The sequence below is a fragment of the Kribbella sp. NPDC004138 genome, from assembly GCF_053603655.1.
The window spans coordinates 186945-210622 of sequence record NZ_JBSGFZ010000012.1 but is presented as its reverse complement, the minus strand read 5'-3'; the positions used below and the strand labels follow the sequence as shown (position 1 = coordinate 210622).

Sequence of the window (23678 nt, the reverse complement as noted above, 5' to 3'; positions counted from 1 at the left end):
ACGCACAGGGGACGTCAGTAGCCCGGCACAACCAAGAGCGAGGTGAAGGCCCCGGGAGGGGTGGCCTTCACCTCGCTGGTGTGTCCAGGACAGCTGCCTTGTCGGACGCGTAACCCACCATCCAGGTGGGTTGGAGCCGGCAGTACACGATGTCGTCGCCCCAGCTCGACGGCGAGCTGCCGTAGTGGCTCGTGAGGTGCTGCTCGATCTCCGCGAAGTCCGGATGATCCGCGGTCAGGAACTCGACGTTCCCATGGGTGAACACCCCGATCCGCTCACCGTCAACGTACGAGATGCTCGCCGCCGGCCGCTGCTTCAGCTGCCGCGCCTTGGCCGCCGATCCCGAGGTCGTGAACACCCACCGCGCGTGCAGGAAGTGCCCGTCCACCGCGCTGATCCGCGGCTCGCCGCGCGCGGTCACGGTGGCCAGATTGAGCGTGCACATCCCGGTCAGCACCCGCACCAGCTCGCCGGCGTCCAGCCGCCGCGGATCCGTGATGATGGCGCGCAGATGCTCTGTCGACCGCGCGTATGCCGCGTCCAGTAGCTCCTGCAAGTCGGTGATTTCCCTGTCTGTCTCCCTCATCTTGTGGAGTCTGGCACTGCGCTCGGACATAAACCGTCCGGTAACCTCGCTGCATGGCAGCCCGCGTGCAGGTCGTCACCGACTCCACGGCCGGTCTGTCCACGCGCGAGATGCTCCGGCACCCGCTCACCGTCGTACCGCTGCAGGTCGTGATCGGCGGGACGTCGTACGACGACGGCGCCACCTCGGCGGACGCGGTCGCGGAGGCGCTCAAGACATTCACGCCCGTCTCGACCAGCCGGCCGGCGCCGCAGACATTCACCGACACGTACGCCGAGTGCGCCAAGGACGGTGCCGAGGCGGTGGTGTCGATCCACCTGTCCGGCGACATGTCCGGCACGTTCGAGGCGGCGATGATCGGCGCCAAGGAGTCCCCGATCCCGGTGCGCGTGGTCGACTCCCGCTCCCTCGGGATGGGCCTCGGCTTCCCGGTCCTCGCCGCGGCCGCAGCGGCCGCCGCCGGTGAGGACGCAGCCGCCGTCGAGGCCGCCGCGCGGAGCCGGATGAAGTCGATCTCGTCGTACTTCTACGTCGACACCCTCGAGTACCTCCGCCGCGGCGGCCGCATCGGCGCCGCCCAGGCCCTGCTGGGTACGGCGCTCGCGGTCAAACCCCTGCTCACGATCAGCGGCGGCCGCATCGTCCCCCTCGAGAAGGTCCGCACCTCCAGCCGAGCCATCGCCCGCCTCGCCGACATCGCCGTCCAACGCGCCGGCGACCTCCCCGTCCAACTGGCCGTGCACCACCTGGCCAACCTCGAAAAAGCCCAAACCCTCGCCGACGACCTCGCCAACCGCCTCCCCCAAGCCGAGGAAATAGTCCTCCGCGAAGTAGGCGCCGTCATAGGCGCCCACGTAGGCCCCGGCCTCCTGGCAGTAGTAGTAAGCCCCCTCTAACCGCAACGCCGTTCGCCTAAGGGAGGCGGGGGTGTTGTCAAGGTGCTGTGGGCTCCTGGCGAGTGGGGACAAGTAGTGGTGGGTGGGGACAAGTAGTGGTGGGCGGGGACCTGGTATTGCCTGTCTCCAGCCACCATTGCTTGTCTCAGGTCCGCGGTCAGGGCTCCCCGTCGCGCCGCGCGGCACCACCTCGGCCCAACCTGTAGCAGCCCAACGTGTAGCAGCCCGGCGCCGAGCGTCGGTCTTGACGCGGCCGCCCTTTCCGCTACCGAACGGCGTTGCGGCTAACCCGCCACCTCCCACCCGCGCCTCCCATCAAAGACTCGTCCTTCCCCACCGCCACCCTTTGCTGTCTCACCGGCGCTCGGGTGCTTGTCCTGCTGGCGGGTTGCAGCCGCCAGCGGCGAAACAACCCGCTACCGGACTCGACCTGGTTCTCCACAGGCTCGAAGTCGCGGGTTCACGAGGCGTCTGAACTCGTAGGTTCTCTGGGCGTGAAGGTCTTCCACCGCACGCCACCCACCGCCCCGGACGCCCGAGCCCGAGCCCTCGCCCGCCTCGCCGCCCGTCCCACCCCGCACGCCCACCTTCACACCCCACCCGCCGACCGGCCCGCCACCACGGCAGCCCAACCCGGCACCCCCCGACCCGTCCCCCTGAAGGAGCGTGAAGAGGTGCGAGGCGGCTGGACCCCCACACAACCCCCGTCCACCCAACCCCAACCCCAACCCAACCAACGCTCCGACCATCCCCGCCCTGACCTCACCCGTGCCGATCCCGCCGGTGCCGACGACGCCCGCTACGAGCGGAGCCGCGCTGACCGGATCCGCGCCGAGGACCAACACGGTCTTGATCTGCCCCGACTTGACCGCCTGCGTGATGCCCGCTGGACCCTCTCCGGGCGTCACGTAGTGGTCCTGGCCGTAGTCCTCGTCCTCGGCCTGACCTGGGCCGCCTGGACCTTCCTCCGATCCCGCCCCGAATCCATCCCAGACACCCGCCCCATGACCGCCACCACAGGCAGCCCGGTCGCCACCGCCCGCACCCAACCTCTGTCCGCCGGCCCAAGCCAACCCCGCCAACCGACAGACACCGCCCAAACGTCCGGCGCCGGCGCCGCCTCCGGCCAATCCCGCGTAGTAGTTCACGTAGCCGGCAAGGTCCGCCGCCCCGGCCTGATCCGGGCCCCAGCCGGCTCTCGAGTAGCCGACGTACTAGCCCTCGCCGGCGGCCCTCTCCGCGGCGTGGACCTGACCTCCCTCAACCTCGCCCGCCAAGTAACCGACGGCGAACAAATCATCGTCGGCCAACCCACCCAACAACCGCCACCCACCGCCGAGTCCTCAGCGTCCGCCGTCCCCACGACAACCCCGGACACCCCTGTAAACCTCAACACCGCCACCCTCGCCGAATTGGACGCCCTCCCCGGCGTGGGCCCTGTCCTGGCCCAACGAATCCTCGACTACCGCACCCAAAACGGCCCCTTCAGCACCATCGACCAACTCCAAGAAGTCCCCGGCGTGGGCCCCAAGAAGTTCGACTCCCTGAGGCCCCATGTCCGCACTTGACCCAACCCCGACTCAGAAGCGCGTCGGTGAACGCGTTCGTCCAGCACGGCTGCCTTCGTCGTGATCAACAGGGTCCCTGGTGCGCGAGATCCTCCAGTCGCATCGTGCAGCCGTTGTAGTCGGCGGCGTTCTCTTTCGGGGTGATCTTCACCTCGATGCCGGCGACGGGTACCCCGTCCACGATGTGAGTGGAGTCGGCGAGTCCGTTCCTGCCGGCGGCCTACATGCCCGGCCTGTCGACGCCGCGCGCCCAGACAGGACCTAGCCGCGCCGGTGGTAGAGCCACATGGTGAGCGGGCCGAAGACCACGGTGAGGGCGGCTGCGGCGAGGAGGACGCCGGATACCTCGCCGACGGTCGCGTTGCCGGCCATCAGGTGGCGTTCGGTGCTGACCAGGTGGCTGACCGGGTTGAGGGTGACGAGGCGGTCGAGCCAGCCGGGCATCGTGTCGGGCGCGACGAAGGTGTTGCTGGCGAAGAGCAGGGGGAACTGGACGAGGAAGCTGAGGACTCCGAGTGACTGCGGCGAGCGGGCCAGGAGTCCGAGGGTCGTCCAGATCCACGACAGTCCGGAGGCGAACGCCAAGATGAGGGCGACGCCCAGGACGACGCCGGTGACGCCACCCGCGGGGCGGAAACCCATGACGAGTCCGAGTCCTATGACGACGCTCGAGGTCAGGAGGTAGCGGGCCAGGTCGCCGACGAGGCCGCCGACGACGAGCGAGGGCTGCCAGATCGGCATCGCCCGGAAACGGTCCAGACGGCCGCGGGTGAGGTCGGTGTTGAGGCCGGTTCCGATGAACGTGGTGACCAGGACGACGGACATCACCAGGGTTCCCGGGAGCAGTTCTTGCAGGTAGCTGGAGGTCGATCCGGCGAGTGCGCCGCCGAACAGGTAGGTGAAGAGCAGGGTGAAGATGACGGGGATCATCAGGGCGTCGGCGAGCTGTTCGGGGGCGCGCCGGATTCTGAGGACGGCGCGGTAGGCCATCGTCAGCGAGGTCGAGATCGCGTTCGGTTGCCGGGTTCGTGGCGGTGCGCTCTCGGTCGTTGTCTGGAGGGTCGTGGTCATGCGGTCTCCTCATGCGGAGTACCGGTGCCGTGGCCGGTGAGTGCCAGGAACACCTCGTCGAGGCTGGGCTGGCCGAGGGTGTAGCCGGCCAGGTCGATTCCGTGCGCGGCCAGGCCGGCGAGGGCGTGCGTCGCCCGATGGTCGTGGTGTTCGATGCCGGACGGGATCCGGAACCGGAGTGTGGTTCCGCTCTCGGTGACCTCTGCGTGGCCCAGCTCGGCGGCCAGCGAGCGCGCCGCGTCGGTGAGTCGCCGGGGATCCGCGATCTCGACTTCGAGAACGCTTGCCCCCGCCGATCGCTTGAGTTGCTGTGGTGTGTCGTCGGCCAGGACACGGCCCTGGTCGACCACGACGATGCGGTCGGCCAATTGGTCGGCCTCTTCCAGGTACTGCGTAGTGAGGAGAACGGTGACGCCGTCGGCGACCAGGCCCCGGACGCGTTGCCAGACCTGACTTCGGCTGCGGGGGTCCAGTCCGGTGGTGGGCTCGTCGAGGAACAAGAGCCGTGGAGGCACGACGAGGGTGCCGGCGATGTCCAGTCGGCGTTGCATGCCGCCGGAGTAGGTCTTGACCGGACGGCGTGCCGCGTCCTCGAGGTCGAACTGCTCGAGCAGTTCGCCGGTCCGGGCTGCGGCCGTGGACCTGTCGAGGCCGAGCAGCCGGGCTTGGATGATCAGGTTCTCACGGCCGCTCAGGTCGTCGTCGATCGACGCGAACTGTCCGGTGAGCCCGATCAGTCCACGTACTGCGGTGGCGTCGTTGACGACGTCGTGCCCGAAGACCGTCGCGGAGCCCTGGTCGGGCCGCAACAGTGTGGACAGGATCCGTACGACGGTCGTCTTGCCGGCGCCGTTCGGGCCGAGCAGCCCGACGACCTCGCCGTCGGCGACGGTGAGGTCGAGGCCGTCGACCGCCCGGGCCCGGCCGAACGACTTCACCAGTCCCCGGGCGTGCACTGCCTTCTTGCTGCTGGCCATTGCCAGCTCCTTCCAGGTGTGGCCGTCAGGTCAGTGGCCGGCGTGCGGGAAGCCTTCCGGGGCGCGGTCGAGGAAGCCTGTGATCGAGACGATCCGGCCGTCCGGGCCGAGCTCGAGAACATCGGTCCCGGTCGCGAACGACGTACCGTCGACCAGCAGCTCCCACTGCAGCCGGGCGCGGTCGTGATGTGCTTGGGGCTCCGAACGGGGCCGGAACTCGTACCCCGGTGACTGGTCGGCGAACTGCTCCCGGAAGGTGATGAGTTGCTCCAGTTCACGCATGACTCCGACGGGTGCGTGGTAGCTGAAGCGGTCGGCGAAGATCGTTGCGGCGAGTTCGCGCTGCTCGGCACCGGAACCGGCGTTCCAGAAGTCGATGTACTGCTGCACGACGGAGTTCTCGGTCATGGTGGGTTCTCCTCCAGTTCGATGTGGACGCCGCCCACTCTGGGAGTCGGCAGCGGCGCGTCGCAATAACCTTCGAGGTGATTGCCGCGCGCACCAGAGGACGGCATCGTTGCTGTCGTGACAACAACGACGATGGGTTCGGGCGAAACGGTCGGGCTGCTGGTGAAGGCCTGGCGCGAGCGGCGCCGGCGTTCGCAACTCGATGTGTCGCTGGCCGCGGAGCTGTCGACCAAGCATCTGAGCTACATCGAGACCGGCCGGTCGAATCCGAGCCCGGTGATGATCGAACGCATCTGCGACGAGCTCGAGGTTCCGCTGCGGGAACGCAACCGCTTCCACCTTGCCGCCGGTTTCGCTCCCGCCCATCCCGAGCGCCCGCTCGCCGACCTCGGAGCGGCCCAGGACGCGGTCCGCGCCGTACTCACCGGGATGGAGCCGAACCCCGCCGTCGCAGTGAATGTCTGCTGGGACCTGCTGGCCACCAACGCGGCGGCGCGGATGTTCCTGAGCGGACTTCCGGCCGAGCTCGCGGGACCGCCCCTCAACATGCTCCGAGCGACGCTGCACCCCGACGGCCTGGCGTCTAAGGTGCGCAACCTCGGGCAATGGCGTGCCCATGCGTTGCGGCGCGTCCGTCGGCAACTCGAACGCACTGCCGCTCAGGGACTGGCCGATCTGCTCGCCGAACTCGAGGGGTACGACGCTCCAGGCCTGGCGTCGAGCGCAGGTACCGACGAGCTGGTCGTGCCCTTGCGGATGGCCACGCCGTACGGCGAGGTCGCGTTCCTCTACGCCGCCACGGTCTTCGGCTCGCCGCGGGACGTCACCCTGGACGAGATAGCGATCGAGACGTTCTTCCCCGCGGACGCACCCACTGCTGAACTCCTACGCTCCCTGCCCACGCCGCAGCCCTGAGCTCAGCCGTCGGCCATCAGGTGGCTGAGGATGGCTTGCGGACGAGAGGCCGGAATCGGACTTCGCGCTTCGTGGGTGATTGCCCGCAGGCCCTCCCATGGGTAGACGCGGTCCGGCGACACCGATCCGGGGAGGTGCCCAGTGCTGAGGTGCGCCGTTGTCCACAGATGCCAGGTTGTCGGGTGGAGAGGTTGGCGAACTCGTACTTTCTCTGGGCGTGAAAGTCTTCCGTCGCGTTCCCAACTCACCCCTGGACGCTCGAGAGCGAGCCCTGGTCCGCCTCGCCGTTCGCCCGGCCACGGGGCGCTTCACCGCCATCGTCCAGCTCTACGAGGTCCCCGGCGTAGCCCCCGAGAAGTTCGACTCCATCAAATCCCATGCCCGCATCTGACCCCGCCGCCCAACCTTCCACGCCGCCGCCGGACCCGACCGGGACCGAGCGTGATGTCGATCGTCAGACGGAGACGGAGTCGGACACCGCGGCTCCCGCCCCGCCGGAGGAACTACTCGACGCCCGCCTACTCATCCCATCCGGCGCTGGTTGGCTGGCTGCGGCGATCCTGGTCGGCCACTCACCCATTGCCGGTTTCCTTGTCGCGACGCTTGCTCTCGCTGCCAGCGCCTTTGCCACGCTGCGTCTCCGCCGGCGGACGTCCCGCCAGCGGCAGGCCGGGGCTTGGAAGACCTTTGGGTGGGCGGCGGTGGGCTCGCTGGTTGTCGTTGCGGGGCTGGGAATCGCGGCCGCGCTCCAGTCGGCCACGCTGCGCGCGGGCCCGGTGCGCGAGCTCGCGGCCGGCTCCGCCCCGGTCAATGTCCGTCTGAAGATCGAGGGCGACCCGTCCCTGCGGGAAAGCACCACCACCCGGCGTCCGCCGTATGTCGTGGTCAAAGCAACCATCGAGGAGATCCGCGCACGCAGCATCGACCCAGGCTCCGCGACCATGAGCACTGTTCGGGTTCGTACTCCGGTCTTGGTTGTAGGGACCGCCAAGTGGCAGCACGTTCGGTACGGGCAGCACGTTGACGCCACCGGTCGGCTCGAGGAGGTCGACGGTGGCGCGGGTGTCGCCGCGATGTTCTCGACCCGCTCACCGCCACGGGTGGTGGACGAGCCGGTGTGGTGGTTGAGGGCGGCCGAGAAGGTCCGTGCCGGGTTGCGCGATGCGGTAGCGGGCCAGCAAGACGATGTCCGCGGTCTCGTCCCGGCGCTGGTGATGGGCGACGTCTCGGGAGTATCCACAGAGCTGAACGCGGACTTCCGGACGACCGGCCTCACACACCTGTCGGCGGTTTCGGGCACGAACCTCACGCTGCTGTTGGCGTTCGTGCTCCCACTCGCACGGCTGATCGGCGGACGAGCGCGCGCTCTCACGGCAGTCGGCTTGATGACGGTCGTGGCGTTCGTGATCCTGGCCAGACCTCAGCCGAGTGTGCTGCGTGCGGCTGCGATGGGCCTGATCGCGTTGGCGGCGATGGCCGGCGGCGGCGGACGACGCCGCGCCGTGCGCACCTTGTCGGCCGCAGTCATCGGCTTGCTGCTGCTCGACACGTCCCTCGCGAGGTCGGCCGGCTTCGCGCTGTCCGTCCTTGCGACCGCGGGCATCGTGCTCCTCGGCCCGATCTGGCGGGACGCGCTCGCGCAGTGGCTCCCGAGGTGGCTCGCGGAGGCGATCTCGTGCCCGCTCGCCGCCCAACTCGCGTGTACGCCGATCGTTGCATGGCTGTCGGGCGAGGTGTCATTGGTTGCCGTCGGCGCCAATCTCCTGGCTGGGCCGGCGGTCGGACCGGCGACGATCCTCGGCTTCACCGCCGCCGGGGTCGCCCTGGTCAGCACCGAAGCGGCCGAGATCGTCGGCTGGCTCGCGGGTTGGCCGGCCCGCTGGATCATCCTCATCGCGCGTGAGGGCGCGGAGTTGCCCGGCGCCGCCAACGCCTGGCCCGCGACCGTCGTCGGGGTCGCCGTTCTCACGCTGCTCTGCTTGGCGCTCATCCTGGGCCTGCACCGCATTCTGGCCCGCCCGATCGCAATGATCCTCGCAGTCGTCGTACTGGCGGTCGTCGTACTGCGTCCCGTGGGTCGGCTCGGTTGGCCGCCGAACGACTGGCTGTTCGTCGCCTGCGATGTCGGGCAGGGAGACGGGCTGGTGTTGCGTGCTGGCGATGGCACGGCGGTTGTTGTCGACACCGGTCCGGACCCAGCCGCGATGGACCGCTGCCTGAAGGACCTCGACGTCCAGCACATTCCGGTCGTCGTCCTGAGCCACTTCCACGCCGATCATGTCGGTGGCCTGGCCGGCGTACTGAGCGGCCGGCAGGTCGACGAGATCGAGGTGTCGCCGTACTTCTCCCCGCACGCCGAATACGACCGCGTGGTTGCACTTGCGGCGCAGCACGGGATCGCACTCCGCACGGTCGCCTTCCACGAGCAACGAGCCGTGGGCCGGCTGAGGTGGACGACGCTCTGGCCGGCGAAGGTGCCGGCATTACCAGCGCCCGGCACGTCGTCCGCAACGCCCACGGACGAAGGCTCACCGGAGAACAACGCCAGCATCGCCATGATGGTCGAACTCGCCGGCCTCCGAATCCTGCTCACCGGCGACCTGGAGCCCGAATCACAGCGCGCCGTTCTCGCAACCGGAGCCGACCTGAGGGCCGACGTACTCAAGGTCCCGCACCACGGCTCGGCCCACCAGGACCCCAACTTCATCGCGGCCGCGAATGCACGACTGGCCCTGATCTCCGCAGGCCGCGACAACGACTACGGCCATCCAGCCCCCAGAACTCTGGACCTCCTGTCCCACGCCGCAACCCGAACCGCCACTACGAACACCAGCGGCCCCCTGGTAGTCACCAACGCCAACAACCACCTAGCCCTGACCACCCACCCCCAGCTGAACGACAGCGCCAGTAGATGACCGGACGAAGTCAGAAGGTGACGGACGAGGCGGGGGAGGTGTTGTCGGGCTGGTCGCCCAAAGACCAGGCGGCGACTCGGGAGACGATGTGGGCGGGGATCTTGTCGGCTACGCCGGAGACGGCGGGGGCGTCGTACGTGGCGTGGGCGTCGTGCGGGAGGACGACTCGGTAGCCGCGGGCCAGGGCGGTCTTGGCTGTGGCGTGTACGCACATCTCGGACATCACGCCGCAGATCGCGAGCGACCGTACGCCGGCCGACACCAGGATCTCCCCGAGCGGCGTCGCGTCGAAGCCGTCGTCGCGAGGTTTGCGTACGACGTGCTCGCGAGCTCCCGGCTGCACTGGCAAGAACAACTCCCAGCCCGGTGTTCCCGGCTCGTCGTCCGCGCCGGGCGGACCGTCGTTCTGCAGATGTACGACGACGGCACCGGCCGCGCGGGCGCGATCCAGCAGGCCACGCACCCGATCCAACAGCCCCGCCGCGCCGGGCACCGCATCGGATCCGGAGACGAACGCAGTCTGCAGGTCAACCACCACCAAGGCGTCAACAGTCAACGCCGGCTCACCGCCCGAGCCCAACGCACCACCCGGGCTCGCATCAGTCGTGGTGCCAGGTGAGGTCGAGGGTGATGTCGTCATAGGAGGCATCCTTGCCGGTTTGGTGCGGGGGCGCACCGGGATTGTCGGGGTGGCGTGGGATGCTGACCGGGTGGCTGCTCGTAAAGGTTCTGCGCCGAAGCTGGGTGATGTGCTGCTGGTGACCGGGGCCGAGTCGTTCCTGGCGGATCGGGCCGTGCGGTCGGCGATCGCGGCGGTGTCGAAGAACGCGGCGTCGGGCGACGCTGCGGTCGAGGTGACGGATCTCGAGGCGTCGACGCTGGACGTCGGGGTGTTCGCGGAGCTGACCGGGCCGTCGTTGTTCGCGAGTGAGCGGGTGCTGGTGCTGCGCGGGCTGGAGAACCTGCCTGCGGAGATGGCGCCGCACCTGATCGAGTACGCCGGGTCGCCGGTGGACGACGTACTCGTGGTGCTGGTGCACTCCGGCGGGCAGAAAGGCAAGGGCGTCCTCGACAAGTTGCGGAAGGCATCGGTCAACGAGGTCGTCGCGACGGCGCCGAAGACGTGGGAGCTTCCGCAGTTCGTGGCGGGGGAGATCCGGCTGCTCGGCGGGTCCGTGGACGAGGGCGCGGCGTCGGCGCTGGTGGATGCGGTCGGGCATGACCTGCGGGCGCTGGCCGGGGCGTGTTCGCAGCTGGTGTCGGATTCGGGTGGCCAGGCGGTGACGGCCGAGCTGATCGGGCAGTACTTCGGCGGGCGCGCGGAGGTCACGAGCTTCGCGGTCGCGGACGCGGCGATCGCCGGGCGGACCGAGCCGGCGCTGGAGCAGCTCCGGTGGGCGCTGGACTGCGGTGTTGCGCCGGTGCTCGTTACGAGTGCGATGGCGGGTGGGTTGCGCGGGCTGGCGAAGTACGCGAGCGCGCCGAGTGGGATGCGTGAGGCGGATCTGGCGCGTGAGGTCGGCGTACCGCCGTGGAAGCTGAAGCAGCTCAGGCAACAGTCCCGAGGTTGGACCCCTGGTGGTCTCGCGACCGCGATCAAGGCGGTCGCGCAAGCCGACGCCGACGTCAAAGGCGCCTCAGGCGACGCCGGCTACGCCCTCGAACGCATGGTCCTCACCATCACCCGAGCCCACGGCCGCCGCTGAACCACCTCTCCCCAAGCGCCTCCCGAGCCAGCGTTCGCCGAGGTCAGACGGACAGGGGGTCGGCGAGGGGGAGTTGGGTGTGGGTGGCGAGCCAGTGGATGGCTTCGTGGATGGCGGCTTCCGGCTCGTAGCGGGGAGCGTAGGCCAACTGGGTCTTGGCTTTTTCGATGGTGAAGCACTGGCTGCGGTGGAGGTGGCCCCAGCTGGAGTCGGCGTGGTCTGGGGTGGTGGAGCGGCGGAACTCGTCCCAGGTGACGGATTCGAGGGTGGCGGTCCGGCCGAACCAGCCGGCGGCGATCTCGGCGTAGCCGCGGACCGTCAGCGCGGTCGGGGCGACGATGTTGTAGTCCTCGCCGGCGGCCGTATCGCGGTGGTCGATGGCTTGCTGGAACGCGTGGGCCACGTCGTCGGCGTGGACGTGATGCATGAGTTCGGCACCGCTGCCGGGGACCCGCAGCGGCTCGCCGGCTGACAGTGTGTGCCAGACGGAGGGGTCGAGGTTGCCGAGCGGCCCGGTCGGGTGCCAGCCCGGGCCGACGATGTGGCCGGGGTGCAGCGAGGTGGTGACGAGCCCACCGGAGGCGGTCTCCTCCTTCAGCATCCGCGCGATCTGGTCCTTCGCGATGCCGTACTCGTCGAAGGGCGGCCCGGCGGAGTCGCTGTCCTCGGCGATCGGGAGCTTGCGGCTCGGACCGTACCGCCAGATGGATCCGCAGTGCAGGAGATGCCCGGTCTCGCCGCGGAGCCGGCCGACCAGCGCGGCGGCCGATTCGAGGGTGAAGCAGATCAGGTCGACGACGACGTCGGCGCGCAACTCGGCGACCCGGTCGCCGAACGTGCCGTCGCGGTCCTCCTGCTGCCGGTCGGCGAGCACGGCACGGACCTGCTGCCATTCCGGAGCAGCGGTGTACGCCGTCCGCGCGCCGCGGCTGATGTTGACGACCTCGTGGCCGGCGCGGACGAGCCGCGGGACGAGGAAGGTGCCGATATGACCACTGCCACCGATGACGACGATTCTCATGGCACTCCGATCAACGACTCAGGCGATGCGGATCAGAAGCTGTGCGGGCACGCAAAAACGATCGGCCGGTCCTGCGGACGGGCCGATCGTTCGGTGGGCCGCAGGAGCGGCCCCGGCGTCAGAGAGAAGCGGCCTTCTTGAAGATGGCCGACTTGCGGTTCGCCGCCTGGTTGGCGTGGATGACGCCCTTGCTGACGGCCTTGTCGAGCAGGCGACCGGCCTTGCGGGCGGTCTCGTTGGCCTTCTCGGCCTCGCCGGCCTCGACGGCCTCGTGGAAGCGGCGAACAGCCGTCTTGAGGGTCGACTTCACCGACTTGTTGCGAAGTCGCGCAGCCTCGTTCTGGCGGTTGCGCTTGATCTGGGACTTGATGTTCGCCACGGAGCAGAGCCTCGATCAGGTGTGTGCGGTCAATACAGGATGGTGTTGCGCGCACGGCTGTACACCACCCGTGGGCACGCGAAGAGCTAGATTACCAAGAAGCCCCGCCCGCAGCCAAACCGGCCTACTTCCGCCGAAGCATGGAACCCTCGTCGTTCGACTACTGTCCGTGATCGACGGCAAGGTGATGCGCATCGTGGCGCGGACGGCGGCCTGGACGTCACCGAGACGAGCGACTACGAGTACGACGACTTCGGGCGCGCCCTCGACCGGGTCCTCCAGCTCCGGCGGCCCGATGACGGGCGGCTCGACCTGTCGGTGGTCAACCGTGGCAAGGACCGCGTGTGGAAGGTGTCTCACCTCAGCGCCACGGACACCACCGGGGCACCGGTCGCGATGCGGACGCGGGAGCTGGATCCGATCCTGCCGCCGCTGACCGAGACCGGCATCGACGGCTGGGACAGCCGGCTCTCGGGTTTTCCCTTGCACCTGTGTCGCCATGCGTGACACCGGCGACGCCTGACCGGCATACTCAGGGCCCCGCGAGCCCAGGGCTCCGCCATCGCTCCGTCCAGCCTGGAGGAACTTCGTGACCCGCAAACGACCGGCGATCGTCGTCGCCACCGCACTGATCGCCGCCTGTGCCGGCGTGCCGGTGCTGGTGAGCTCGGCGAACGCCAGCCAGCCGGCAGCGACGCCGGCCGACCCGGACGTCAAGCGCTCCGGTACCGGTTCGTACATCGTCCAGCTCGACGACTCCCCGGTCGCGGAGTACGACGGCGACATCGCCGGTCTCGCCGCGACCCGGGTCGTTCCGGGCGGCAAGCTGCTGAAGACGGCCGCGCCCGTCGTCGACTACGTCAAGCACCTCGCCACCGAGCGCGACGAGGTCCTCAAGGCCGTCCCGGACGTCAAGAAGCTCTACGACTACAGCTACACGTACGCCGGGTTCTCCGCGGAGATGTCGTACGACGACGCGGTCAAGCTGGCCAAGTCGTCCGGCGTGAAGAGTGTGGAGCCGAGCGAGATCCAGCACGCGGACACCGTCGACACGCCGCGCTTCCTCGGCCTGTCCGGCAAGGGCGGCGCCTGGCAGCAGGCAGGCGGAATCGACAAGGCCGGCGACGGCGTCATCATCGGCATGATCGACTCCGGTTTCGTCCCGGAGCGGGCGAGCTTCGCGCCCATGCAGACCACAAAAGCATCCGACGCGATCGTCGCGAAGAAGTGGAAGGGCACCTGCCAGGCCGGTGAGGAGGCGCCTGTCACCTGCAACAACAAGGTGATCGGCGCCCGGTACTTCGACAAGGGCATCGGCACCCGCCCGATCCCGGAGGAGTTCAAGTCGCCGCGCGACTACGGCGGCCACGGCACCCATACCGCCAGCACCGCAGCCGGCAACTACGGCGTCGAGATGAGCGTCCTGGGCCGCGACTACGGCAAGGGCTCCGGTATGGCGCCGCACGCCCGCCTGGCGATCTACAAGGCGCTGTGGGCGGTCGACGCGACCGGCGGCGGCAGCGGTACGGACGCCGACATCGTGGCCGCGATCGACGCCGCGGTCTCCGACGGCGTCGACGTCATCAACTACTCGATCTCCGGCAGCGGGTCGACGTACGTGAACGCGACCGGACTCGCGTTCCTGCGGGCGGCCAAGGCGGGCGTTTTCGTGGCGACCAGTGCCGGCAACACCGGTCCGGGCGACGCGACCGTCGGCAAGACGTACCCCTGGGTCACGTCGGTTGCCAACGGCACCCATGACCGCGACATCCAGACCACCGTGACGCTCGGGGACGGCAAGTCCTACACCGGCGCGGGTATCGGTTCCGGTACGCCGTCGGCGCCGGTGGTGCTGGCCAAGGACGCCGGCCTCGCGGGCGCCGACCCGACCAACCTCACGCTCTGCCAGGCGGGCACGCTCGACCCGGCGAAGGTGACGGGCAAGATCGTGGTCTGCGACCGCGGCGTGAATGCCCGCGTCGACAAGAGCCTGCAGGTGAAGAACGCCGGCGGTGTCGGCATGATCCTGCTGAACATCACCCCGGGCACGCTCGACGCCGATCTGCACTCGGTGCCGACCGTCCACCTGGACGACAAGGCCGCGCCCGCGGTGAAGGCGTACGTCAGCGGCACCGCGAACCCGACCGCCACCATCGGTCCGGGTACACCGGTTCGCGTCAACGCGCCGAAGGTCGCCGCCTCCTCCAGCCGCGGTCCGTCCCCGGCCGGCAACGGTGACCTGCTCAAGCCGGACATCATGGCGCCCGGCACGAACGTCCTGGCCGCGACGACCGCGTTCAGCGCGGCCGGTGGCGAGTACGCGTTCATGAGCGGTACGTCGATGTCGACGCCGCACATCGCCGGCATCGCGGCCGTACTGAAGAGCAAGCACCCGACCTGGTCCCCGATGGCGATCAAGTCCGCGCTGATGACGACCGCCACCGACAAGGACGCCGGCGGCAAGCCGATCCAGAACGACTCCGGCTCGCAGGCGAACCCGTTCGGGTACGGCGCGGGGCAGGTGCAGCCGAAGCTCGGGATGGACCCGGGGCTGGTCTACGACTCGACGTACACCGACTGGACGAAGTTCGTCTGCGGTTCCGGGCAGGTGCCGAGCACGCACGAGCTGTGCGCGAACGGCAAGATCGACCTGAGCGACCTCAACTACCCGACGATCGCGATCGGTGACCTGGCCGGCAAGCAGACCGTGACCCGGACCGTGACGAACGTCGGCAGCGTCCCGGAGGTCTACTTCCCGAAGGTCGAAGGCCTGACCGGGCTCAAGGTGACCGTGACCCCGCGGATCCTCGTCACGCTCCCGGGCCGCACCACGACGTACAAGGTCACCATCGAGAACAACGGCGCGCCGCTCGAGCAGTACTCGTTCGGCCGGCTGATCTGGAAGTCGGCCAAGCACTCCGTGGCCAGCACGCTGGCGATCAAGCCGCTGACGGTCAAGGCTCCGGTCCAGGTCAACGGCACCGGCACCGACGGCTCTGTGCAGGTCCCGGTCACGGCCGGGTACACCGGGACGCTCCAGACCACCGCGGTGGGTCTGACCCCGGCCACGATCAACGAGGCGGCGTTGAAGAACCCGGGTGGTGTGTCGTTCCCGACGACCGCGCCCAAGGTCAACGACCACGTCGCCAAGTTCACGGTCAACGTCCCGGCGGGTACGACGTACGCCAGGTTCTCCACGTTCGACGCGGACTACCCGGCAGGCACTGACCTGGACGTGTTCGTCTACAAGGCTGGTACGACGACCCTGCTCGGCAGCAGCACCGGGGGCTCCGCCGAGGAGCAGGTGAGCATTCCGCAGCCCGCAGGCGGCCAGGTGGATGTGTACGTCGACCTGTACGCCGGGGCGAACGAGCAGCAGGTGAAACTCGACCACTGGGAGCTGCAGCAGGCCGAGGGCAACCTGACGGCCACACCGGCCAGCCAGCCGGTCACGGTCGCCGGTCAGACGAACGTGACGGCCAGTTGGACCGGCCTGACCGCCGGCACGAAGTACCTGGGCCAGCTGCGCTTCACCGACGGAGCCAACGGCTCCGGCTCGACCATCGTCCGCGTAGACAGCTGACACGCGCTAGGGGCGGTCCGGAAACGGGCCGCCCCTAGCCAGGTCTAGGGCTTGTTCAGCGTCGCCCCGGTCGTCTTCAGTACGACGACGCACTCGCCGCTCCGCACGTCACACCGGTAGATCTGCTGCGGCACAGGCAGCCGCTGATTGCCCGGCGGCCGCGTGACCAGCAGAACCTGACTCGCGTTCTCGAAGACCGGCTCCGGCCACGAGACCACCTCGGCGTCGGCAGGCATCCGGAGCTTCGTGCGCTTGCCCGACGCGATGTCGATGGCGAGCTTGACGTCGCTGCTCACGATGGTCGTCCCGTCAGGGGACATCACCGGGTACGACGCGGCGGCCGCGACATCGCAGTACTCGCGCCGCAGCTCGAACCTCCCGTCGCGCAGCACACCTGCCTTCAGGCAACGGTTGTTGCCGCGCCTGGTCGTCAGCCCGACGACGTCGGACGCAGCGGGTACCGCCAGGCCGCCGTCGTACCCGGGGAAGGTGATCCGGGCGACCTGATGAGACTTCGGGCGCCAGCCGTACAGCCCGTACTCGGTGCGTTTGGTGGGATCGCCCAGCTCGTCGACCCGGAACCAGATCCCGTTCCGGTTCCAGCCGAGCGACGCCGGCCGGGTCGGTAGTACCGGGCTGCGCGACACCTCGCGACCGGACTCGACGTCGACGACGACGATCTCGCCCTTGGGGTCGTCGAGGTAGTGGATGACCGCGATCTGGCGGCGGTCGGGCGACAGCGTGACCAGCTCGATCCGCTCCGGTCCGAGGGGGCGGAAGGTCCCGTCCGGCTTCAGGATGCCCGCCTGGGAACCGCCGCCCGCAGGCATGTTCATCCCTAGCCAGCCGTCGTCTACCCGGCCGAAGAAGCCGCCGACGCCCTTCGGCAGACGTACCGTCCGGTCGCCGTCGTGCAGCGTGAAGTCGTTCAGCTCGGAGGTCAGCTTCGCGCGGTCACCGGCCAGCGTGTACGGCACCTCGGGCGCGGCGTGCGAGACCGGGCCGGGCGGCGGTCCGGCAGGCACCGGGATCGAGCGGTCCGGCCCCGTCCGGGTCAGGAAGGTCACAGTGAGGACGACGATGAGGGCGATTCCCGCGGCGGCGGTGACGACCGGCCAGTGCCGGCGCTGGCGGGGTTCGGCCGGGCCGGGGCCTTCGGCGTCGTCGGGGACGGTGGCGGCCTGGGCGTGCAGGTAGTCGCGCAGGCGCGTCTCGGTGTCGGTCATCGGAGTTCCTCGAGGCGTTCGGTCAGGACGGCGAGGCCGCGCGACGACGTGGCACGGGCGGACGACTCGCTGATCCCGAGAATCTGGGCGATCTCGGCGAACGCGAGATCCAGGTAGTACCGCAGAACGAGGACCTCACGCGTGCGGCGCGGCAGTCCTTGGAGCGCCTGCTGCACCTGGGAGCGCTCCTCGCTCAGTACGGCGGCGCTCTCGGCGGACGCGTTCGGCGCCTGGTGCGGCGGGATGTAGAGCCGCGCCACCTTGCGTCTTCGCAGTACTGACCGGCTTCGGTTCACCACCGCCGTCCGCAGGTACCCCAGGGCCGCATCGGGCCCGCGCAGGGGCCAGCGCCGGTACAGCTCGGCAAAAGCCTCCTGCACGACGTCCTCCGCCGCCTGCCGGTCGTCCACCATCAGCACCGCCAGCCGGACCAGTCCGACCCAGTGCTGCTGGTAAAGCTCCGACACGGCCGCCTGCGCAGGTGCCGAGCGTCCGATGCTCACCACGTGATTCGTCACATCACTGAAGACGCGTGGCGATCAGAAACGCTGCATCCGTTCCCGCACCCAGTCGAGGTGAACGATCGCCTGCTCGCGCTGCCACTGCCTGATGGTCGGCAGCCCCGGTGGCGCGGGCTGCGCCGCTCCCCACCACTGCCCACCGGCGACGGCCGCGATGAATCCGGTGATCGCCTCGTCGTCCGGCAGCGCCGGCAGGCCCACCGAGCCCCGCATGTCCGCGTGCAGGATCACCGTGTCGGTCCAGCGTGGCGCCAGGGCCGGGTGCGCCCAGTCGATGAACACCACCCGGTCGTCGGTCAGGATGAGGTTGTCCGCGCGCAGGTCCCAGTGCGACAGCGCCTTGCCCTCGGCCAGCACCCGCATCGCGGACCGGGACAGCTCCGCGAACTCCTCAACCCGGCCGTCCATCCACTCCGGTACGGCGAGACCGTCGGCCAGCACGTTGTCCCAGCGGCTCAGGAAGTCATGACTCCGTACGGCGGCCACCGGTGCGTCCGGCCACGGTGACGGGTCCAGGGCGTCGGTCAGCTCGTCCAGGGCGTCCAGCACCCGATCCGCGTCGGCCTGTTCCCACGGGTGGGCGGGCAGCCGGCCCTCGATGTCCTCGAAGAGCAGCCCGACCCAGTCGCCGTCGTCGTACACGTCGTAGAGCAGGGGCGTCATCGGCAGCGGGCCGATGGCCTGCACGGCGGTGATCTCCAGGCGGAACAGCTCCGGCGTCTTCGGGTTCAGCGGCGTACCGACGGCCTTCAGGAAGGCTCTGCGGCCGGAGGCGGTGACCAGGCGGGCGGCGACGCCGGGGGAGAAGCCGCCCTGCTGAGTGACGGCCGTCACCACGACTGAGCCGAGCGAGCGCTCCACCCAGGCCCGCACGGCGGCGGGCAGCTTCTCGAACGGCAACCGGACCCCAGCAGCATGCGCCATGCCTCACCACGCTAGCGGCCTGGTGCCACTGATTTTCGAATCCGCTGGACCCGCATGGGATGATTGACCGGATATTCAGGTACCACGAGACGAGAACTGGATCCCCTCCGTGCCAGCTGGCCCCACGAACGCGCCGCAGCCGGGTCGCACCGACCCGTCGCTGATCCGGAACTTCTGCATCATCGCCCACATCGACCACGGCAAGTCGACGCTGGCCGACCGGATGCTGCAGATCACCGGGGTGGTCGACGACCGCTCGATGCGGGCGCAGTACCTCGACCGGATGGACATCGAGCGTGAGCGCGGCATCACGATCAAGTCGCAGGCGGTCCGGCTGCCGTTCACGCCGGGCCCGGACTCCCCGGGCGGCCTGCTCGCCCCGGACGGCACGACGTACATCCTGAACATGATCGACACGCCGGGCCACGTCGACTTCACCTACGAGGTCTCCCGGTCGCTCGAGGCGTGCGAGGGCGCCGTCCTGCTGGTGGACGCCGCGCAGGGCATCGAGGCCCAGACCCTGGCGAACCTGTACCTCGCGCTGAACGCCGACCTGCACATCATCCCGGTGCTGAACAAGATCGACCTGCCGAGCGCGCAGCCGGAGAAGTACGCCGCTGAGCTCGCGAACATCATCGGCTGCGACCCGTCCGACGTGCTCAAGGTGTCGGCGAAGACCGGCGAAGGCGTCGAGGACCTGCTGAGCGAGATCGTCGCGCAGATCGACCCGCCGAAGGGAATCAAGGACGCGCCGCCGCGGGCGCTGATCTTCGACTCGGTCTACGACACGTACCGCGGCGTGGTCACCTACGTCCGGGTGGTCGACGGCGAGCTGAACCACCGGGACCGGATCAAGATGATGTCGACCGGCGCGGTGCACGAGATGCTCGAGGTCGGCGTGATCTCGCCGGAGCCGCTCAAGACGCAGAGTATCGGCGTGGGCGAGGTCGGTTACCTGATCACCGGGGTGAAGGACGTCCGCCAGTCCCGCGTCGGTGACACCGTCACCTCGAACGTGAACGGCGCGACCCAGGCCCTCGGCGGCTACAAGCACCCGCAGCCGATGGTGTACGCCGGTCTGTACCCGATCGACGGCGACGACTACCCGACGCTGCGCGACGCGCTCGACAAGCTCCAGCTGAACGACGCCGCCCTGCAGTACGAGCCGGAGACCTCCGGCGCGCTCGGGTTCGGGTTCCGCTGCGGCTTCCTCGGGCTGCTGCACATGGAGATCGTCCGCGAGCGGCTCGAGCGCGAGTTCAACCTGGACCTGATCTCGACCGCGCCGAACGTGGTCTACCGGGTGGTGATGGAGGACGGGGCCGAGCACGTGGTCACGAACCCGAGCGAGTACCCCGACGGCAAGGTCGACGAGGTGTACGAGCCGGTCGTGAAGGCGACCATCCTGAGCCCGAGCGACTACATCGGCGCGATCATGGAGCTGTGCCAGCAGAAGCGCGGGCAGCTGCAGGGCATGGACTACCTGTCCGAGGACCGCGTCGAGCTGCGCTACACGCTGCCGCTGGCGGAGATCGTGTTCGACTTCTTCGACCAGCTGAAGTCGAAGACCAAGGGCTACGCGTCGCTCGACTACGAGCCGACCGGCGAGCAGTCCGCGCAGCTGGTGAAGGTCGACATCCTGCTGCACGGCGAGACCGTGGACGCGTTCTCCGCGATCGTGCACCGCGACAGCGCCTACGGGTACGGCGTGGCGCTGGCGGGCAAGCTCAAGGAGCTGATCCCGCGGCAGCAGTTCGAGGTGCCGATCCAGGCCGCGATCGGGTCCCGGGTGATCGCCCGCGAGACGATCCGCGCGATCCGCAAGGACGTTCTGGCCAAGTGCTACGGCGGTGACATCACCCGGAAGCGCAAGCTGCTCGAGAAGCAGAAGGAAGGCAAGAAGCGGATGAAGATGGTCGGCCGCGTCGAGGTCCCCCAGGAGGCCTTCATCGCCGCCCTCCGGACTTCGGACACCGCGGAGAAGGCGGGCAAGAAGTAGTGCGCCACGGCCGGACGGCGGTCCGCTAGTGCCGGTCGAGATCCCGGCCGGGCTGCTGGTCGTCGCTTCTCGTGGGCAGGACTGGGCCGATTGGCTCGATCGGCTTCCGCGGCTGGCGCGGGAGCTGCTCGACGAGTGGCGGTTGCAGGTCGACGGTACGGCGGCGTACGGCAACTGCGCCCTCGTCGTACCGGTGCTCGCCGAGGGGCGTCGCGCCGTCCTCAAGGTGCAGTTCCCGCACTGGGAGGCCGAGACCGAGCACCTGGCGCTGCGCGACTGGGCGGGTAACGGTGCCGTCCAGCTGCTGCGCGCGGACCCGCGCCGGTTCGCGCTGCTGCTGGAGCGCCTGGAGTCCCGCGACCTGACGACGATCGACGCCCTGGACGCCTGCGAGATCGTTGGGCGGACCTACAAGCGGCTGCACGTCCCGGCGGGACCGCAGTACCGGACCTTGTCCGGGGAGCTGCGCCGTTGGGTCGAGGGATTCCGTCAGTTGCCTGCGTCGGCGCCGGTGCCGCACCGGTACGTCGAGCAGGCGATCTCGCTCGCGGAGGACTTCGTCGCCGACCCCGCGACCGACGGGCGGCTGATCCATACCGATCTGCACTACGAGAACATGCTCGCGGCGGATCGTGAACCGTGGCTCGTCATCGACCCGAAGCCGCTGTCCGGCGACCCGCACTTCGAGGTTGCGCCGCTGATCTGGAACCGCTGGGACGAGGTCGCCGCCGCCCACGACCTGCGTTTCGCGGTGCAGCAGCGGTTCTGGACCGCGGTCGACGCCGCCGGCTTCGACGAGGACCGCGCCCGCGCCTGGGTGATCGTCCGCCAGATGCTCAACGTCCTGTGGACCCTTCAGTCCGCCTCGACCGACGAGTCCCTGCCGCAGGACTGGCTGACCCGCAACATCGCCATCGTCAAGGCCGTCCAGGACTGATTCGCCCGCCTGGGGTGAGGTAGCAGACATTCGGTTGTGGTTAGTAGTTACTACCTACTAACTTCGAAGCCATGGCGACGCGGATGAGCGGGCGGGAGCGGCGGGTGCAGATCCTCGGGATCGCCGAGGAGGAGTTCGCGGCCGCCGGGTTGTCCGGCGCCTCGACCGAGACGATCGCGCGCCGGGCCGGGATCACGCAGGCGTACGTGTTCCGGCTGTTCGGGACCAAGAAGCTGCTGTTCCTGGAGTGCGTGGACGCCGCATTCGAGCGGATGCGGCTGGCGATGGTCGCGGCGGCCGGCGGGGCGAGCGGGATCGAGGCGCTGACGGCGATGGGGCAGGAGTACAACGCCATGCTCGCCGACCGCACCACGCTGCTGCTGCAGTTGCAGGGCACGGCCGCGGCGGCCGCGGGCGACGGTGAGGTACGGGACGCCGTACGGGCGAGCTTCGCCCGGCTGTGGCAGTCCGTCGCCGACACCGCGCAGTTGGACCCGGTCACCGTGAAGGCGTTCCTCGCCTTCGGCATGCTGCTCAACACCAGCGCCGCCCTGGACCTCCCAGAGGTGGACGAGCCGTGGTCCCACCAGGCGCGGACCCGCATCCAGCCCGGCCTGTTCACCCACATCACCACCGAGACCAACCGATGAGCACACAGGCGACTGCCAAGCCCCGGGTGCTGCCCACCTTCCTGGTCTGCGTCGGGCTCATCCTGTCCGTCGTGATCGGGAGCCTCGGCGCTCCGCTGATCACCGCGGTGGCGGAGCAGTACGACGTCTCGCTGGCAGCCGCGCAGTGGACGCTGACGATTGCCCTGCTGGCGGGGGCGGTCGCGACCCCGGTCCTCGGGCGGCTCGGCTCCGGCCCGCGCCGGCGTACCGTCATCCTGGCCATGCTGGGCGTGGAGGTCGTGGGAAGCCTGCTGACGGTGCTGCCGCTGCCCTTCGCGTTCCTGCTCGCCGGACGCGCGTTGCAGGGGTCCGGCCTCGGCCTGATCGTGTTGATGATGGCGGTCGCGCGCGACCATCTGGACGAGCACCGGGCCGCACGAACGATCGCCTCGCTGTCCGTGGCCTCGACCGTCGGGATCGGCATCGGCTATCCGCTCTCGGGCCTGATCACGGACCTCGGCGGTGTCCGCGCCGCATACGGCCTCGGCCTCGTCGTCACCGCGGCCGCTTTCGCCTCCGCGCTCTTCGTCGTACCGCAAGCACCGGAGCGCCCGTCGGTCCGCCTCGACGTCCGCGGCGCGGTCCTGCTCGCGATCGCCCTCCCCGCGCTGCTCCTGGTGATCGGCGAGACCGCCCTGTGGCAGCGGCACGTTGCGCTCGCGCTGACGATCCTGGTGGCCGCGCTCGCGGTGCTCGCCGGCTGGGCCTTCCTGGAGACGCGAGTCGACAAGCCGTTGGTCGACGTACGCCTCCTGCGCCACCCGGCGATCGCGGCGGCCAACCTGGTGATGCTGATCGGCGGCGTCGGGATGTACCTGCTGTTCAGCCTGATCACCCGCTACGTGCAGACGCCGGCCCCGGCCGGGTACGGCTTCGGGCTCGACTCCTTCCAAGCTGGTCTGGTCCTCGTGCCGTTCTCGGTCCTCGGTTTCGTCGCCGGTCGCCTGGTGCCCGCCTGGCGGGATCGGCTCGGACCGCGACTGTTGCTGACGGCAAGTACAGCGGTGGTGCTGGCGGCGTTCGTACTCTTCGCGGTCGCGCGCTCACACCTCGCCGGCCCGGTCGTTGCCATCGGCATCCTGGGATTCGGCGTCGGCGCGTTCTCGGCCGCCATGCCGGTCGTCATACTCGCGGCGACGCCGCCCGGTGAAACGGCCAGCGCGATGAGTGTCAACGCGGTCGTGCGGAGCGTCGGCTTCTCCGCCGGCAGCGCGCTCGGCGGACTGATCCTGGCCGCACACACCACGGGCGTCTTCCCGAGGCAGTCCGGGTACGACGCAGCGGCCTGGATCGGCGTCGCCGCGACGGCGGCGACGTTGCTGATCATCGCCGTACTGCCGCTCCAGTGTGCATAACCAGTGGAACCGTCCGTGTC

The 23678-nt window shown here is 69.4% G+C and carries 21 protein-coding genes; 11 read left to right on the top strand and 10 right to left on the bottom strand.

Annotation, left to right across the window (positions count from 1 at the left end; all coding sequences use genetic code 11):
- Positions 1-67 precede the first annotated feature (67 nt).
- A complete protein-coding gene (locus ACWEOO_RS19150; RefSeq protein ID WP_452144121.1) occupies positions 68-586 on the bottom strand; it encodes a pyridoxamine 5'-phosphate oxidase family protein in 519 nt (172 codons plus the stop codon).
- A 53-nt stretch (positions 587-639) separates the two neighbouring features.
- Between ACWEOO_RS19150 and ACWEOO_RS19145 the strand changes: the two genes are divergently transcribed.
- Both ACWEOO_RS19145 and ACWEOO_RS19140 read left to right on the top strand, forming a co-directional pair.
- Positions 640-1482, top strand: a complete 843-nt coding sequence (locus ACWEOO_RS19145) for a DegV family protein (RefSeq protein WP_452144120.1) — start codon at positions 640-642, stop codon at positions 1480-1482.
- A 1004-nt stretch (positions 1483-2486) separates the two neighbouring features.
- Entirely contained in the window at positions 2487-3050 is a 564-nt protein-coding gene (locus ACWEOO_RS19140; RefSeq protein ID WP_452144119.1) for a helix-hairpin-helix domain-containing protein, read from the top strand.
- A 261-nt stretch (positions 3051-3311) separates the two neighbouring features.
- Here the strand turns inward: ACWEOO_RS19140 and ACWEOO_RS19135 are convergent, their stop codons facing one another.
- From ACWEOO_RS19135 to ACWEOO_RS19125, 3 genes are read right to left on the bottom strand one after another with little or no spacing between them, the layout of a single operon-like run.
- On the bottom strand, positions 3312-4121 hold the full coding sequence (locus ACWEOO_RS19135; RefSeq protein WP_452144118.1) for an ABC transporter permease: 810 nt from the start codon (positions 4119-4121) through the stop codon (positions 3312-3314).
- Positions 4118-5098 (bottom strand): ATP-binding cassette domain-containing protein, encoded by a 981-nt coding sequence (locus ACWEOO_RS19130; protein ID WP_452144117.1) that lies wholly within the window; start codon positions 5096-5098, stop codon positions 4118-4120. Before ACWEOO_RS19130 ends, ACWEOO_RS19135 begins: the two co-directional genes overlap by 4 nt.
- 30 nt (positions 5099-5128) lie before the next feature.
- Complete coding sequence (locus ACWEOO_RS19125; protein ID WP_452144116.1) at positions 5129-5506, bottom strand: nuclear transport factor 2 family protein; 378 nt, start codon at positions 5504-5506, stop codon at positions 5129-5131.
- A 117-nt stretch (positions 5507-5623) separates the two neighbouring features.
- Here ACWEOO_RS19125 and ACWEOO_RS19120 point away from each other — a divergent pair, with 117 nt between their 5' ends.
- Both ACWEOO_RS19120 and ACWEOO_RS19115 read left to right on the top strand, forming a co-directional pair.
- Positions 5624-6421, top strand: a complete 798-nt coding sequence (locus ACWEOO_RS19120) for a helix-turn-helix domain-containing protein (RefSeq protein WP_452144115.1) — start codon at positions 5624-5626, stop codon at positions 6419-6421.
- A gap of 701 nt (positions 6422-7122) precedes the next feature.
- Positions 7123-9336 (top strand): ComEC/Rec2 family competence protein, encoded by a 2214-nt coding sequence (locus ACWEOO_RS19115; RefSeq protein ID WP_452144114.1) that lies wholly within the window; start codon positions 7123-7125, stop codon positions 9334-9336.
- A 10-nt stretch (positions 9337-9346) separates the two neighbouring features.
- Here the strand turns inward: ACWEOO_RS19115 and ACWEOO_RS19110 are convergent, their stop codons facing one another.
- The gene (locus ACWEOO_RS19110; RefSeq protein ID WP_452144113.1) at positions 9347-9976 is read right to left on the bottom strand and encodes an isochorismatase family protein; all 630 of its coding nucleotides are present in this window, start codon (positions 9974-9976) and stop codon (positions 9347-9349) included.
- Positions 9977-10046: 70 nt separating this feature from the next.
- Between ACWEOO_RS19110 and holA the strand changes: the two genes are divergently transcribed.
- The gene (gene holA, locus ACWEOO_RS19105; RefSeq protein ID WP_452144112.1) at positions 10047-11042 is read left to right on the top strand and encodes a DNA polymerase III subunit delta; all 996 of its coding nucleotides are present in this window, start codon (positions 10047-10049) and stop codon (positions 11040-11042) included.
- Between the two features lie 43 nt (positions 11043-11085).
- Here holA and ACWEOO_RS19100 read toward each other — a convergent pair whose 3' ends face one another.
- Both ACWEOO_RS19100 and rpsT read right to left on the bottom strand, forming a co-directional pair.
- On the bottom strand, positions 11086-12063 hold the full coding sequence (locus tag ACWEOO_RS19100) for an NAD-dependent epimerase/dehydratase family protein (protein WP_452144111.1): 978 nt from the start codon (positions 12061-12063) through the stop codon (positions 11086-11088).
- A 118-nt stretch (positions 12064-12181) separates the two neighbouring features.
- Positions 12182-12442 (bottom strand): 30S ribosomal protein S20, encoded by a 261-nt coding sequence (rpsT, locus tag ACWEOO_RS19095; RefSeq protein WP_141859325.1) that lies wholly within the window; start codon positions 12440-12442, stop codon positions 12182-12184.
- A gap of 342 nt (positions 12443-12784) precedes the next feature.
- On the opposite strand from rpsT, the gene ACWEOO_RS19090 reads away from it, so the two are divergent.
- A complete protein-coding gene (locus ACWEOO_RS19090) occupies positions 12785-12949 on the top strand; it encodes a hypothetical protein (RefSeq protein WP_452144110.1) in 165 nt (54 codons plus the stop codon).
- An 82-nt stretch (positions 12950-13031) separates the two neighbouring features.
- The gene (locus ACWEOO_RS19085) at positions 13032-16025 is read left to right on the top strand and encodes a S8 family serine peptidase (protein ID WP_452144109.1); all 2994 of its coding nucleotides are present in this window, start codon (positions 13032-13034) and stop codon (positions 16023-16025) included.
- Positions 16026-16069: 44 nt separating this feature from the next.
- Here the strand turns inward: ACWEOO_RS19085 and ACWEOO_RS19080 are convergent, their stop codons facing one another.
- Genes ACWEOO_RS19080 through ACWEOO_RS19070 form a run of 3 tightly spaced genes read right to left on the bottom strand, consistent with a single transcriptional unit; the run spans position 16070 to position 18696 of the window.
- Positions 16070-17251 carry a hypothetical protein gene (locus tag ACWEOO_RS19080; RefSeq protein WP_452144108.1) on the bottom strand — a complete coding sequence of 394 codons (1182 nt, stop codon included), beginning with the start codon at positions 17249-17251 and terminating at the stop codon, positions 16070-16072.
- A complete protein-coding gene (locus tag ACWEOO_RS19075) occupies positions 17248-17754 on the bottom strand; it encodes a SigE family RNA polymerase sigma factor (RefSeq protein ID WP_363714339.1) in 507 nt (168 codons plus the stop codon). Before ACWEOO_RS19075 ends, ACWEOO_RS19080 begins: the two co-directional genes overlap by 4 nt.
- Before the next feature lie 36 nt (positions 17755-17790).
- On the bottom strand, positions 17791-18696 hold the full coding sequence (locus ACWEOO_RS19070; RefSeq protein ID WP_452144107.1) for a hypothetical protein: 906 nt from the start codon (positions 18694-18696) through the stop codon (positions 17791-17793).
- Between the two features lie 109 nt (positions 18697-18805).
- Between ACWEOO_RS19070 and lepA the strand changes: the two genes are divergently transcribed.
- From lepA to ACWEOO_RS19050, 4 genes are all read left to right on the top strand, one after another.
- A complete protein-coding gene (gene lepA, locus ACWEOO_RS19065; RefSeq protein ID WP_359942037.1) occupies positions 18806-20695 on the top strand; it encodes a translation elongation factor 4 in 1890 nt (629 codons plus the stop codon).
- A gap of 28 nt (positions 20696-20723) precedes the next feature.
- Complete coding sequence (locus ACWEOO_RS19060; RefSeq protein ID WP_452144106.1) at positions 20724-21632, top strand: aminoglycoside phosphotransferase family protein; 909 nt, start codon at positions 20724-20726, stop codon at positions 21630-21632.
- A 71-nt stretch (positions 21633-21703) separates the two neighbouring features.
- Positions 21704-22282 (top strand): TetR/AcrR family transcriptional regulator, encoded by a 579-nt coding sequence (locus tag ACWEOO_RS19055; RefSeq protein ID WP_452144105.1) that lies wholly within the window; start codon positions 21704-21706, stop codon positions 22280-22282.
- Positions 22279-23658 (top strand): MFS transporter, encoded by a 1380-nt coding sequence (locus tag ACWEOO_RS19050; protein ID WP_452144104.1) that lies wholly within the window; start codon positions 22279-22281, stop codon positions 23656-23658. The genes ACWEOO_RS19055 and ACWEOO_RS19050 overlap by 4 nt, the downstream gene beginning before the upstream one ends.
- Positions 23659-23678: the final 20 nt, after the last annotated feature.

Excerpts from the sequence above, each read along its gene's own strand:
- ACWEOO_RS19135 (WP_452144118.1), bottom strand. The coding sequence starts at position 4,121 with ATGACCACGACCCTCCAGACAACGACCGAGAGCGCACCGCCACGAACC.
- ACWEOO_RS19070 (WP_452144107.1), bottom strand. The coding sequence starts at position 18,696 with ATGGCGCATGCTGCTGGGGTCCGGTTGCCGTTCGAGAAGCTGCCCGCC.
- ACWEOO_RS19100 (WP_452144111.1), bottom strand. The coding sequence starts at position 12,063 with ATGAGAATCGTCGTCATCGGTGGCAGTGGTCATATCGGCACCTTCCTC.
- ACWEOO_RS19125 (WP_452144116.1), bottom strand. The coding sequence starts at position 5,506 with ATGACCGAGAACTCCGTCGTGCAGCAGTACATCGACTTCTGGAACGCC.
- ACWEOO_RS19150 (WP_452144121.1), bottom strand. The coding sequence starts at position 586 with ATGAGGGAGACAGACAGGGAAATCACCGACTTGCAGGAGCTACTGGAC.
- ACWEOO_RS19110 (WP_452144113.1), bottom strand. The coding sequence starts at position 9,976 with ATGACGACATCACCCTCGACCTCACCTGGCACCACGACTGATGCGAGC.
- ACWEOO_RS19050 (WP_452144104.1), top strand. The coding sequence starts at position 22,279 with ATGAGCACACAGGCGACTGCCAAGCCCCGGGTGCTGCCCACCTTCCTG.
- ACWEOO_RS19145 (WP_452144120.1), top strand. The coding sequence starts at position 640 with ATGGCAGCCCGCGTGCAGGTCGTCACCGACTCCACGGCCGGTCTGTCC.
- ACWEOO_RS19055 (WP_452144105.1), top strand. The coding sequence starts at position 21,704 with ATGGCGACGCGGATGAGCGGGCGGGAGCGGCGGGTGCAGATCCTCGGG.
- ACWEOO_RS19080 (WP_452144108.1), bottom strand. The coding sequence starts at position 17,251 with ATGACCGACACCGAGACGCGCCTGCGCGACTACCTGCACGCCCAGGCC.
- ACWEOO_RS19130 (WP_452144117.1), bottom strand. The coding sequence starts at position 5,098 with ATGGCCAGCAGCAAGAAGGCAGTGCACGCCCGGGGACTGGTGAAGTCG.
- ACWEOO_RS19140 (WP_452144119.1), top strand. The coding sequence starts at position 2,487 with ATGACCGCCACCACAGGCAGCCCGGTCGCCACCGCCCGCACCCAACCT.